Source organism: Paenibacillus sp. FSL H3-0329 (genome assembly GCF_037963285.1).
Taxonomy (GTDB): domain Bacteria; phylum Bacillota; class Bacilli; order Paenibacillales; family Paenibacillaceae; genus Paenibacillus_AQ; species Paenibacillus_AQ odorifer.
In genome coordinates this window covers 4,016,271-4,030,382 of the sequence record NZ_CP150150.1, presented here as the reverse complement: position 1 = coordinate 4,030,382, position 14,112 = coordinate 4,016,271, and the positions used below count along the sequence as shown (strand labels likewise).

At 42.0% G+C, this 14,112-nt stretch carries 10 protein-coding genes; all 10 read left to right on the top strand.

What is annotated here, in order from left to right:
- Positions 1-9 precede the first annotated feature (9 nt).
- Positions 10-2,121 (top strand): glycoside hydrolase family 52 protein, encoded by a 2,112-nt coding sequence (locus NSQ66_RS17695; RefSeq protein ID WP_036688283.1) that lies wholly within the window; start codon positions 10-12, stop codon positions 2,119-2,121.
- Positions 2,122-2,375: 254 nt separating this feature from the next.
- Positions 2,376-3,380, top strand: a complete 1,005-nt coding sequence (locus tag NSQ66_RS17690) for an ROK family protein (protein WP_256720300.1) — start codon at positions 2,376-2,378, stop codon at positions 3,378-3,380.
- Positions 3,381-3,390: 10 nt separating this feature from the next.
- A complete protein-coding gene (locus tag NSQ66_RS17685) occupies positions 3,391-4,593 on the top strand; it encodes an MFS transporter (protein WP_036688277.1) in 1,203 nt (400 codons plus the stop codon).
- Positions 4,594-4,658: 65 nt separating this feature from the next.
- Positions 4,659-5,750 (top strand): glycosyltransferase, encoded by a 1,092-nt coding sequence (locus NSQ66_RS17680; protein WP_076141891.1) that lies wholly within the window; start codon positions 4,659-4,661, stop codon positions 5,748-5,750.
- Entirely contained in the window at positions 5,750-6,367 is a 618-nt protein-coding gene (locus NSQ66_RS17675) for a glycerol-3-phosphate acyltransferase (RefSeq protein ID WP_076141892.1), read from the top strand. Before NSQ66_RS17680 ends, NSQ66_RS17675 begins: the two co-directional genes overlap by 1 nt.
- Positions 6,368-6,576: 209 nt before the next feature.
- Entirely contained in the window at positions 6,577-8,808 is a 2,232-nt protein-coding gene (locus tag NSQ66_RS17670) for a helix-turn-helix domain-containing protein (RefSeq protein WP_076141893.1), read from the top strand.
- A 195-nt stretch (positions 8,809-9,003) separates the two neighbouring features.
- A complete protein-coding gene (locus tag NSQ66_RS17665) occupies positions 9,004-9,978 on the top strand; it encodes an ABC transporter permease subunit (RefSeq protein ID WP_036688267.1) in 975 nt (324 codons plus the stop codon).
- Between the two features lie 30 nt (positions 9,979-10,008).
- Positions 10,009-10,872 carry a carbohydrate ABC transporter permease gene (locus NSQ66_RS17660; RefSeq protein WP_036688266.1) on the top strand — a complete coding sequence of 288 codons (864 nt, stop codon included), beginning with the start codon at positions 10,009-10,011 and terminating at the stop codon, positions 10,870-10,872.
- Between the two features lie 87 nt (positions 10,873-10,959).
- Entirely contained in the window at positions 10,960-12,546 is a 1,587-nt protein-coding gene (locus NSQ66_RS17655) for an extracellular solute-binding protein (protein ID WP_076141894.1), read from the top strand.
- 107 nt (positions 12,547-12,653) lie between these two features.
- Entirely contained in the window at positions 12,654-14,090 is a 1,437-nt protein-coding gene (locus tag NSQ66_RS17650; protein WP_076141895.1) for a glycosyl hydrolase family 28 protein, read from the top strand.
- The last annotated feature ends 22 nt before the right edge of the window (positions 14,091-14,112 follow it).

The following is a 14,112-nucleotide window of genomic DNA, read 5'->3' as shown; positions in this document are numbered from 1 at the left end:
TTATTATTAATGTCGCATAATCAATTTTTTAATGCCCATCATTCACCGATCGGTGCATTTGCGAGTTTCACTTTAGGATTCAAAGGAGCTAGTGGAGGTTTCGATCTGGAGATTGGAAAACCACCTAGACAAAATATATTCATAGGATTAGAACGTGCTGATGGGAAGGGATATGACACACTGCCATTTCATGAGATCGGAGGAGAGGACGAGAGCAAACGCTATGATATCGAGAATCCGGATCCTAATCCTGACAAGGAGAATATTCTGTTCCCTTTTCAAGAGCGTGAGATTTCCAGAGATTTTCATGTAGCCACAGACAGCTGGAGTGCGGGTGATTTGACCTTCCGGATTCTGTCCCCCGTTCGTTCTGTACCCGATCCAGAAACTGCCTCTATAGAAGAAATGAAGGATGTACTGCTGCCTGCAGTGCTGGTTGAACTCGAAGTGGACAACACCTCATCCGCAACCTCGCGCCGTGCATTCTTTGGTTTTCAGGGAACAGATGTGTATAGCGGAATGAGAAGACTGGATGATGTATCATCGGAGATTACTGGCGTTGGCCAAGGAAGATTTATTGCAATTGCTGCGGAAAAAGGAACTGCAAAGTCCGCACTGCACTTCACAATGGAGGATATTCTAACGGAGGAGCTGCAGGAGAATTGGACCTTTGGGCTGGGACGAGTCGGTGCTTTGATCATGGATGTTCCAGCCAGAGTAAAAGAAACTTACCGCTTTGCTATCTGTTTTCACCGTTCAGGTTATGTCACCTCAGGAATTGATGCTTCCTATTATTATAATCATTTTTTCAACAATATAGAGGCAGTGGCTGCATATGCATTAGCTAGATTTGATATCCTTAAGCAAGAAGCGGAGCAAGCTAACGATAGATTTACTCATGATGACCTATCCGCAGATCAAACCTTTATGTTAGCGCATGCGATTCGTAGTTATTATGGCTCCACGCAATTGCTGGACTACAAGAATAAGCCATTTTGGATCGTCAACGAAGGCGAATACCGGATGATGAATACCTTCGATCTTACCGTCGATCAGTTATTTTATGAGCTGCGTTTGAATCCTTGGACTGTACGTAATGAACTGGATATGTTCGTGGAAAGATTCAGCTACGAAGATACGGTGCGTTTCCCGGGTGAGGATACAGAGTATCCAGGTGGAATTAGCTTCACACATGATATGGGTGTAGCCAACGTAGTTTCACGTCCGGGATATTCTGCTTATGAGGTCTATGGCATTGATGGTTGTTTCTCACATATGACACATGAACAATTGGTTAACTGGGTGCTGAGTGCAGCAACTTATGTAGAGCATACAGGCGACCGGGGCTGGATGGAACGTAATCTCAGTATTATGGAGAAATGCCTGAATAGCATGGTAAATCGCGATCATCCAGATCCTGAACAAAGAAATGGTGTCATGGGGCTTGATAGCTCACGTACGATGGGCGGAGCAGAAATTACTACGTATGACAGTCTGGATGTGTCTTTAGGTCAGGCTCGTAACAATATTTATCTGGCAGGAAAATGCTGGGCTGCTTACTTGGCTATGGAGAAAATATTTGCAGAGCTTGGGCGTGCGGAACAGTCCAAAACAGCAGGTGATCAGGCTGAAAAATGCGCCACAACAATGGTGGCAAGTGTTACAGCAGACGGGTATATTCCGGCTGTCATTGGAGAAGGCAATGACTCCAAGATCATTCCAGCTATCGAAGGTCTTGTGTTCCCTTACTTTACAGGCTGCAAAGAAGCTCTTGATCGTAATGGACGGTTCGCCGCCTATATTGGCGCACTCGACAAGCATCTGCATGCGGTGTTACAGCCGGGAGTATGCTTATTCGAAGACGGAGGTTGGAAAATCTCCTCAACTAGCAACAATAGCTGGCTCAGCAAAATCTATCTCTCCCAGTTCATCGCCCGCAGCATTCTGGGATTGGAATGGGAGGAACGGGGAGCGGCAGCGGATCGTGCTCACGTAGCTTGGCTTACCCATCCGGAGTTGTCGATTTGGAGCTGGAGCGATCAGATTATTTCCGGTGAGATCACGGGCAGTAAATATTATCCGCGTGGCGTTACAGCGATTTTGTGGTTAGATGAGAAATAAGAGTAGATAGTTTCAATAAGTAGAAACGGAATATGCAAAAATACTAAGAGGGGGCTACCCCTCTTTTTTGCTGTGTCGACGCGCCCTCCTTGATTCAATCTACCCCCTACTGAAGGATCTTCATTCAAGAATTAACTTGTCGATAGATCTAATTGCTGCTATAGTCATACTGACTTATTAAATGCGTTTAATAAGTCAGTATGACTATAGGTGGGAGAGCCATGGCGAGTGAGAAACGACTTCCTTCACTGCAAATGAAATCTGAAATTATCCGAAATATTCGAACAGCATTATTAGAACTAGGAAAAGCAACGAAGGCAGAGTTAAGCCATAAATTACAATATAGTTTCCCGACGATAAGTAAATTTCTAATGCAGATGGAAGAGGCAGGGGAAATAACGATCAGCGGTCTGGATGAGTCAAGTGGTGGAAGAAGGGCAATAAGATATGCCTACAATCCGAATTATCGGTTAGGTATGGCTATTTTTTTGGAAAAAAATGAAACGAATTATACCATCTATAATTGCATTGGTGAGGTAATCAAAGAAGGGAGTTTGCCCAGTATTCTTGAGGAAGATGTTAGTAAACTGGTCACGCTTATTGAAGATGAAAAAAAGGCCAATCCTAAAATCCATTCTGTGGCTATTGGAGTTCCAGGTGCGGTGAATCATGGGCAGATTTTTCTGATTCCGGGTTATGAGAAATATCAGAATTTAGATTTGAGAAAACACATAGAAGATCAACTATCCATTCCGACAATCGTGGAAAATGATATGAATGCGGCTGTAATCGGCTATATGACGCAACGAAATTTGAAAGAGAATACTTCTCTAATGTATCTGTATTTAGGGAAAAATGGTCCGGGAGCTGGGATCGCGGTCAATGGTGAAATTGTGCGAGGAAAGACGTTTTTTTCAGGGGAAGTTCAATTCTTGCCCCAGTATGACAATAGAAATTTCATAGAGGCATTAACTGGAGATCCTGGTGGATCAAATATGCAATCGAATCAAAGCGTGGATGCGATTAGTCGATTAGTGGCTACTATGACTTCTATTTTGAATCCGCATTATATTATTTTTTGTGAGGATGAATTAGCTCCAGCTATGCTTAATCAAATCGCTGAGCGAAGTGGCACATACGTTCCGAAGGAGCATCTTCCTGCGTTAGCGGTGAGTAACTTGAAGCGTGATTATCTGAATGGATTACAAAGTCTTGGATTAGGATTATTAGTTTCACAACAAATAGATGAGAACAATTAAGGAGATAACTATGGCAACTTTTTTTCTTATTATTATTTATTTAGCCTTTATTAGTTTAGGCTTGCCAGATTCATTGCTTGGATCCGCTTGGCCAGTGATGAGAATGGACTTAAATGCTTCATTAGGTACGGCTGGAATTCTTTCGATGGTCATTGCAGTAGGCACAATAGTGTCCAGTTTGATGAGTGGCATTATCCTTAAACGTTTTGGTACGGGGAAAGTGACTCTTGTTAGCTGCATCATGACTGCTGTAGCGTTGCTTGGTTTTGCATGGTCACCTTCGTTAGTGTGGTTAATTGTTGCTGCGATTCCACTCGGTTTAGGTGCGGGATCTGTAGATGCCGGATTAAATAGTTATGTTGCTACGCACTATAAAGCCCATCATATGAGTTGGTTACATTGTTTCTGGGGAGTGGGCGCCACGCTGGGTCCTATTATTATGGGCTCTTTTATCTCTGGTGAAGGTCTATGGCGGCAAGGTTATCTTACGGTTGCTTACATACAATTGAGCTTAGTCATTATTCTATTCGTTACACTGCCTTTATGGGATAGAGTGGCTGGGAGTAATAACCACCCGAATGCTGAAAGTGATCCCGAGTTCAATCATCCGGAGCTAGAGCATGCCGGAGAGAACACAAAACCTTGGAAATTAAGAGGGGTGAAGCTAGCGATGTTAACCTTTTTATTTTATTCTGCCATAGAAACGAGTATGGGGTTATGGGGGAGCAGCTTTCTTGTAAACATTAAAGATATTCCTGCATCAACTGCAGCGACATGGGTATCGTTTTTTTATCTAGGGATTACTTTTGGTAGAATGGTGACGGGTTTCATTACTTTTAAAATGAGTAATAAACAGCTTATTCGATATGGTCAACTCATTGCTTTAATCGGTACGGTGCTGTTAGTATTGCCGCTTCCAACTATAGTTTCACTTGTAGGATTTATGATTATAGGTTTAGGGTTAGCCCCCATTTTTCCGTGTATGCTACATGAAACCCCTGAACGATTCGGGAAGAGACATGCTCAGTCAATTATGGGCTTTCAGATGGCAACAGCTTATACCGGCACCACGCTGATGCCGCCTTTTATCGGCTTATTAGCTTCGAAATTCACGCTGGGTATTTTTCCTGCGATGATCGTTTTTTTTGCCATCGTTATGCTCTTGTGTACAGAAAAGCTTAATCATTACTCAGCAAAAGTAAATGTCGGTTAAATTTGAATTGAATATATTACGGACTAACCCTTCATATATATAGCTATAGGAGGGGGGAGCTGTACATGTGGTTGTTAATTATTATAGGTGTTGGATGTCTCTCCGGTTTTATATTGTTTAGAAAGAATATATTGGCCGCTGATCAAGAATATTTTCAAGGACCGGAGAAATTGTCCATCATCATCCCCGCAAGGAATGAAGAATATAATTTGCGTCTTCTGCTCGACTCACTCCAGCTCCAAACCATTACCCCCTATGAAATTATTGTTGTGGATGACTTCTCGGAGGATCGGACCAAGGAAATTGCCGAAAGCTGTGGAGTTAAGGTTATTGCAAATAGCAGTCTCCCTGAGGGATGGACGGGCAAGAGCTGGGCAGTATGGAATGGATATTTGCAAGCCTCGGGCGATATTTTTGCTTTTCTGGATGCAGATATCCGGTTAAAGCCTAACGCTCTGGCCTCATTATTAAAAGCAAGGGAGCTATCGAAAGGTGTCATTTCGGTAGTTCCTTTTCATCATACAGAAAAGCTGTTTGAGAAACTTGCCTTAATTATGAATATGCTGGGGATCTTCACATTCACCTCCGTTTTTGAAAAGAATAACGCCAAAAAAGGATTATACGGTTCGTGTATTCTAGCTTTAAGGCAGGATTATGAAAAGGTTAATGGCCATCAAAGCATTAGATCTGAAGTGCTGGATGATTTGTCTTTAGGAGAGAAGTTTATCGCGGCAGGTGTTCCCATTAGAAATTTTATCGGTTATGGCTTAGTATCTTTTCGTATGTATCCGAAGGGGATAAAAAGTGAAATTGAAGGCTTCAGTAAAGGGGCTGTCTTAAGCACCTCAACGTTAAGCCCGCGGACGATTATTCCAATTGCACTTTGGGTGGTCGGGCTCATCATCTCAGAAACTGTGTTTATTTTTGCGAATACTTCTTGGGGATTGCCGTTACTTTTTGGTTATCTCCTTTATATGTTCCAGCTCTTTTATTTTATTAAATATGTAGGGGTTTTTGGCATCGTCATTCCAGTATTTCACGTGGTTGCTACTCTTTTCTTTATCTTGATTATGCTTTATTCGATATATCAGGTCGTTTTTCTGAGGCATGTAAGCTGGAAAGGAAGGCATATCCAGGTGGGAGGCCATAGGGACTAATGATCATATTGTGGGTTGCGGGTTTATTTTTGTCGGGATCTCTTATGTTTTCCTATTGGCTTGGGCTGGCGCGTAAAAAGAATTTAAAGGTCATAGGCGACGGTAATCCGGGGGCTTTGAATCTCTGGAAGTCATCTGGGTATAAATTCGGAATTTTTGGGGTGTTGTTGGATTTTTTAAAAGGATATCTGCCTCTTTTATGGGTAATGGGAAGCCATTATAGTCAGGGTTATTTCATTATTCCGCTTGCCTTAGCTCCTATTGCCGGTCATGCCTTCTCTCCATTTCTTAAAGGAAAAGGAGGGAAGGCGATTGCCGTAACCTTTGGGGTATGGAGTGCATTGACAGGATTCAAAGCCTCTTTAGCGTTAGCGGTCATCCTGGCAGTGTTGAAAGTGCTCGGCAGCGGGTACAAAAGCAGAGGAAATTCACCTGTCTCGGATGGTGTGCAAGTGGTTAGCGGAATGCTGCTCCTTTTTGTCTATTTGTGCATCAGTAAGTGGTCTGCTCCTATCCTATGGGTATGGCTTGGGAGCTTTGTAATCCTTGTGTATACGCACAGGTTAGAATGGATTGCATGGGTGAAGGAATATTTAAAAAGGGAGCGGGGGCATTGAAGTTACTTTTATCTCGTATAGGTTAATAAACAGGTTTCCAGCGATTAATTTCGGGGAAGCCTGTTTTTTTCGGTTTTATAAAGATGCGTTATCTTTAAACAGAAGATTTTATAATGGCTAAAGTTGGTGCATTTTAGTATCTTTAATTATAAATGCTTTCAATTTAGAAAGTTACAGAGATAGGGTTATGAACTAAAGGGGGGCTTGTGATGAAGATCGGCGGCAGACTAAGAAATGGAGGCACATTGTTTACCCATCTGATTTTTTCATTCACATTATTAGCCGTTGTTTTAATCGGACTTGTGGGCAGTTATCTGTATGTTCAGGCTAATCGCTTAATGGTGGATGAGATTGCCAGAGACAGCAAGCAACGACTGATGACTTCAAGTGATTTTGTGGAAAATACACTGCTGCAAAAATACGAAAACAGTATCCGCAACCGAGCAGTGTCTACCTTGTCGTTAGAGAATCAATCTATGCTGAATTATTTACTGGACAGTGAATGGGAAGGTAATACGAGCAGAATATTAGCTTTTCGCAAGGATCTCGAAATTTTCAAGCTTACTAATGAAGGCGTTTACAAAATATCCACATACTTCGAGAAAGGTAATTATATCATCGATAACAGCCAGTTTTATTCGAAGCTGGACAATTCTCCAGATGCTTCCTTCTTAAAAACATCAGTTACACCAGCCTTAAACCGCTGGACTTATAGAACGTTATCGGATGAAGAAGAGGTGTTGACTTACGCAATCGCCCTTCCCTACGGTGCTTTATCAAAAACATCAACCGGAACCATGTATATTGACGTTAGCTTAGAATACATCAATAAAATGATCTCCAGCACGATGAGCTCGCCGATGGAAAAGCTATATGCTTTTGATGAAAAGGGCAGCCCTATTATCCATACGGGCTCGAACGTCGAAGAGGGGCTTAAGACTGCTAAGCAATGGATGGAGTCAGCGGGGAATAATAAGGAAATTCATTATAATAAACGCGACAAATATGTGCTGTCTTTTAAAAATGACCAAACCTCGAATAATCAATGGAAATACGTATTAATACGGCCTATGAATTCATTTGTATCCTCATCAAAGCAGCTGAAGAGTCAAATATTTGTCAGCTGTATCCTGGTATTGTTAATTGGGCTTCTATTCGCTTATTTGATCTCCAAACGTGTATATGTTCCTATGAAGAAGCTTGTAAACAATGTTCGCAGCTTTTATCATCCAGGCACCGTAAACTATTCGCAAAATGAGTTTGCTATTATTGGTAGTACAATCTCAAAGCTAGGTCAAAAAATCGAAACCTTAGAATCTAAAGCTAAAGTGAATGAACTAAAAAATCTGGTATTAGGTGCAGGTGCTGGCTCGGATTACTACGATTATTTACCTTTGCAATGTTATTACATGACTAGCTATATTCGTATAACCAAGGGAGATTGCGAGGAATTCAGGGCTTTTTATGAACAGCATGCTGCCTATAGCTTTTATAAATTCGTCAGCTTGAATACCCAGGAAGCGGCGCTTATCTATTTCAGTGAGTTGAATAAGGATCCCGAAGAGCTGGAGCTTTTATTATTGAAGGAGCTGGAGCTTATAAAAAATGGATTGCCCGAGCAACTACACTTTGGAGCAGCGCTTGGATCGAAGGTTCAGGCACCTGAAGAAATCCCCTTTTCGTATCAAAATGCCTTACATGCCTATCGTTATCGGTTTATCTATGGTTCGGAAGCTATTGTGCGGTATTCACATATCCCGCTCAACGATGTTACGCCACACTTATTCTCTTTTGATCTTTATAAAAATGCATTAAAGGCAGGCAATGACGTTACGATGAATAGGTTTATGGACGATTTCCAGAGGGTCCTGGAGAAAGGTGATGTCCAATTGGAGACGGTTGAGTTAGGCTTGCTTCAGTTGGTTACGGTTCTGTATCAGACCATTATTGAGCTTGATCTGCAACAAATCGTTTCGCCTTCCAGTCTGTTCGATGAGTTCAAAAAGGAAACGTTGGCCGAAACACTTGATTCCATTCGTGATTTATCAGCACAAATTACAGCTTATATTCAAGAGTCAGGTAATCACGCACATACGGAGATCATTCATAAATTAAAAATCTTTATCGATGATAATATTCAAGAGGATTTATCGCTAAATAAATTATCTGAGGTTGCTTCGTTGGCGCCATCGTATATTTCTACCTTGTTCGGAACCGTTATGAATGAATCATTCACTGAATATGTAACCCGAGTGCGGTTGGAGAAGGCGGCTGATTTATTAAGAGAAAAAAAGCAGCTGTCCGTGGCTGAGATTTCTGCTCAGGTGGGTTATCGTAACCCGCAATATTTTCACAACAAATTCAAAACACGTTACGGAGTTACACCGGTCCAGTATAGGAATGCAGGCAATGCAAACCATTCGAGCCATTCAAGTGCATAATTCTCTAATCCATGTGGAAAAGGCAATCGTCTCGCGATTGTCTTTTCTTTTGTTTGAAAAATTATAGCCCCAATACGAAGATAATTTACTGATTTTAATGAATTTACAATAGAAAAAGCGCTTACAATACCCTAACGTAAGGGGTGTTCAGACACAGTCTTAACGCAAAATCGTATTCGGAAGGAGAAAACAACTATGAACCCGGCAAGCACTGCTGGCATTCAAAAACAGGGAGAGAATCTTAAGCCGAAAGTCTCGAGGTGGACACATACTTGGCGCCAATACAAAAAAAACAAATATTTATTCTTATTACTAGCTCCCGTGATCATCTGGTATACCGTATTTGCTTATGGCCCGATGTATGGCATTCAACTGGCTTTTAAAGATTATTTTATTCGTGATGGAATTTGGGGAAGTCCTTGGGTCGGCTTTAAGCATTTCGAATATTTGTTCACAGCTTCACCCGACTTTTGGAAAATTATTAAGAACACGCTTATTATCAGTTTTTACCATATCATCTTTGGTTTTCCTGCACCGATTATATTGGCGCTGTTATTTAACGAACTTAGGTTTTCCTTCTTCAAGAAGGTTGCACAGACGATTTCCTATTTACCCCATTTTTTATCCTGGATCGTTATTGGGGGGATATTGATCACTCTGTTATCTCCGAATTCGGGTGTGGTCAATTATATTATTCAGTGGCTCGGCTTTGATCCCATTTACTTTTTAGGCAGCGAGAAATATTTCCGCTTTACGCTCGTTATGTCAGGAATATGGAAGGAAATCGGCTGGGGAACGATTATATACTTAGCTGCATTAGCAAGCATTGATTCCCAAATGTACGAAGCTGCAGTTCTGGACGGAGCCAATCGCTGGAAACAAACGTTATTTATCACCATTCCTTCGATCCTGCCGGTGATTGCTATTCTGCTTATTCTTCGGGTAGGGAGTGTGCTGGATGCTGGCTTCGATCAAGTCTTAACACTTTATTCACCAGCTGTATATGGGGTGGCGGATACGTTAGATACTTATGTGTACCGGATAGGTCTGCAAAACTTTCAGTTCAGTCTAACGACGGCTGTTGGATTATTTAAAAATGTGGTGGGTCTTATCCTGGTGTTATTTGCAAACTTCATAACGAAAAAAATGGGGCAGGAAGGTCTTTATTAATGAATGAATGTAAGGAAGGAGTAACTACAATTGAAGCTATCCACTGGTGAAAAAGTATTCCAAGTCTTTCTAATCCTATTTGTAATCATTCTTTGTATTACGATGATTTATCCCTTCTTGCATGTGCTCTCTATATCATTTAGCACACCTGCGGAAGCCCTTCGGCCGGGAATTCATTTCTATCCTAAAGAAGTTTCCTTCTTTGCTTGGAAGCGTGTACTGACAACTGATACGGTCTGGCAAACGATGGGAAATACGGTTTTTCGCACAGTTGTAGGAACGGCTCTGACACTGGTGTTTCTGTCACTGGGAGCATATCCGCTGTCTCGCAAATATTTGCCGCACCGGGGATTTTATACAATGTTCATTGTTGTAACGATGTTTTTTGGCGGCGGGCTTATCCCTACCTATCTGCTAATCAAAAGTCTGGGACTTATAAATTCGTTATGGGTTTATATTGTCCCCGGCCTGCTCAGCACGTTTAATCTTCTGCTCCTGCGAAATTTCTTTATGGGTATACCGGAGGAACTGGAGGATTCAGCTAAAATAGATGGGGCTAATGATATGCGGATCTTATTTACGATTGTTATTCCGCTGTCGAAGCCTGTTCTAGCAACATTAGCCCTATGGACTGCAGTAGGGCACTGGAACGCTTGGTTTGATGCAATGTTATATATGCAGGATCAATCAAAGATTGTACTGCAGCTCTTCTTAAGACGGCTTGTTATTTCAGCCGAAGGAGATCCGATGTTACCACTTCCTACTAATGAGCAGGCTCCTGAAATGGTCAAAGCAGCTATTATTATGTTTACAGCGCTGCCTATATTAATGATCTATCCATTCCTGCAACGTTTCTTCGTCAAAGGAATTATGGTTGGATCACTTAAGGGTTAGAAGACTCAGAATGGTTTAAACAGTCCGCTATATCCGCGAGCTGTCTAAATATATAGATGAACAAGAAAAGGGAGGAAATAAAAGAATATGAGGCATACATCCAAGAAATGGTTGGAAATTGCTGCGATAGCCCTATCGGCTTCACTTGTCATGAGTGGTTGTGGCGGGAATGCGGCGAATAATAGCACTAACGAAGCTAAGCCGACGAATCAAGGTCAAGGGGGGACATCAGCAGCTGAAGCTCCGATTGAAATTATTTGGGCGAACAACTTTAATACGCCAGAAGAAGACGGTAACTATGTGCAAACCGAGCTAGAGAAGAAATTTAATGTAAAAATCAAAAATATTAAATTGGAACGTGGAACTTGGAAAGAACAATTTTCGGTGCTTCTAGCTTCTGGAGATATTCCTGATATCTTCCCGGTCGATGCAAACGAAACGGATATGGTGCAATGGGCAGATCAAGGGATCATTGCGACAATTGATAAGGCTGAAATTGAATCCCTGATGCCGAAATATGCAGCAGCATTGGATTCCGTTGATTCCGGGGCATGGGGCGTAGGCTTATACAACGAAAAAAACTGGGGGATCCCGAAAATTTGGCCAGGTGGTCTTGATGGATTTATTCCGGGCTATAATGAAGCCTGGCTGAAAAATATTGGCTACTCAGAACCACCCAAGACATTGGAAGAGCTTGAAGATGTACTCACCAAATTTGTTAATGAAGATCCGGACAAAAATGGGAAGAAAGATACTTACGGCTTAATCGGCCGCGGCAAGCTTCCAGAACAATTGTTCACAAGTGTGTTCTCAGCCTATGCTGTTTCCCCTTATCAATTCAAGAAGGATGCTTCCGGGAACGTAGTTTATGGAGGCGTTACAGAAGAGACACGATCAGCATTGGCGTTATTGAGCAAATGGTACAAAGCGGGTCTGATTGATCCTGAATTCATAACTAGTGATAATAACGAAATCAATATTAAATTTGCTGATCAAAAAGTGGGTATGGTGGATAACGGGAAGTGGGGCAATTTTTATAAAGAATCTGGGTTTGTCGCAAAACCTGGTCTAGAGAAAGGTCAAATATTCGTGCCTGGCAAGCCGTTTACAGCTCCAGATGGCGTTGCTTATTCATTCGCGTATGGTGCAAGACAGGCGCCAGTATTGTTCGGTGTTCAACTCGAAAAGGATGAGAAAAAACGCCATAAAATTATGGAAATTCTTGAATATGTGTCTACGGATTCCGAAGGTTTTCTGCTGACAGGTTTCGGTCAATTGGGGGTGAGCTATGATATGGAAGGGGACCTTGCCATTCCAAAAGCGGATGAAGAGGTTAGTGCTCCGAAGATGGGAGCGGGCAATTTCTATAATCCACTTAGCTCCACAGACACTTCAATGGAAAAACATACGGTAAAACAAGAATTGCTATATTTGAGAGACAAGATCACTCCAGGTGTTACACCATTGCTTGATGTACTAGGCCCAGCGGTATTGACAAGCAAACCCAAGTATTGGGGCAATCTGAAGACGTTACAAGATACGTTTGTTATCAAGGCGATTACAGGAGAAGCGAACACGGGTAAAGATTTTGAAAATTTCAAGGATAGCTGGCTAAAAGCCGGAGGTCAGGAAGTAACGGATGAAGTAAATAAAGTGTTGGCGGATCGTAAATAGAGCGGTTGCCCGCTGATTAGTACTGGATGATAGGCTGGAGCAAAAGCTTGCTCCAGCCTATTTATTAAACCCTTAAGAGAGTTGATTCTAAGATAACGGAGGTAGAAATGAGCGAATTAATTATTTATGAGCAGCCGAATGAAGCCCTGGGGAAAGACGATTTTACAGTAAGCGTAAGAGAGCCTGGTGGGGTATGGCAATCTCTGTTTGTTTTTGAAGCAAAGGTGGATATGCATCAGGTTCGGTCGACATCGATGGTTTATTTTGATATGGATGGCACGGTGGAGGTCTCTGTTCATTGTAAAAAACAACAGATTGAACAAGCGGTTATTCGCCCTTTGGCATCCCAAATCTCCTTTCAAATCGAAGAGAATACCCTTTTGTTCACATTGGAGCACCCGTGTAAGCTTTCCATTGAAATCAATGGAGAACGTTTTAGTAACTTGCATCTTTTTGCCAACCCCTTGGAGACAGCCCCTCCTAGACATGACGATGATAATGTAGTGCTTGTCCAACCAGGAATACATCAATTTGCGGCTATCGCAGAACAAGTTCAGCGTTTGTCAGAAAGGGCTAACGGGGAGCGTCAGACGATATATTTTATGCCCGGCTATCATCAATTCGAGAATCCAATGCTGCATATCCCTTCTGGGACCACCGTTTATATTGCCGGAGGCGCGATCCTTTGCGGATCCATAATGATTGACCATGCTGAGAATGTTGTTGTTCGTGGCAGAGGTGTTCTGTACTTGGCGGATATGGAGAAAACGACTTATTTAAGAGGCGTTCAAATCCAGCATTCTGAACAGATTGAGATCGAAGGGATCATCACGCTTGATCCTCCGCATTACAGTATATGTATCGGAGCGTCTAAGCATATTCGCATTCATAACTTCAAAGCTTTTAGTACACGCGGCTGGTGTGATGGAATTGATATGATGGCTAGCTCAAATGTGGATATTAAAGATGTGTTCTTGAGAACTTCTGATGATTGCATTGCCATTTACGGCAGTCGTGGAGAGTATTATGGAGACACACGCCATATCACGGTTAAAGATTCCATACTCTGGGCGGACGTCGCTCATGCCATACATGTCGGTATTCATGGTGATCACCAACATAATGGCGATTTTATAGAAAATATTTGGTTCGAAAATATCGATGTGCTTGAACATCACGAGCCGCAGGAAAATTATTGGGGCGTTATGGCAATTTGTGCAGGGGACAACAATACCATTCGTAAGGTTACTTTCAAAAATATCCGGGTGGAGGATTTCGAACTAGGTCAGCTGTTTGATGTCCGCGTGGTGTGGAATAAAACCTATAATCCGGTGCCAGGACGCTGTATCGAAAATATTGAATTTAGCGATATCCACTACAATGGGAAGAATACCCATCCTTCCCGTATATTCGGCTATGACGAGGAAAGAGGTGTGAAGGACATTTATTTTTATAATCTCCAGATTAATGGAGAGGTTATTGTCGACCTGAATAACAAACATTTTGTAGTGAATGAATTTGTCAGCGGTATTTATTTGCATTAAATCAGAGGATGTAAATGAATGG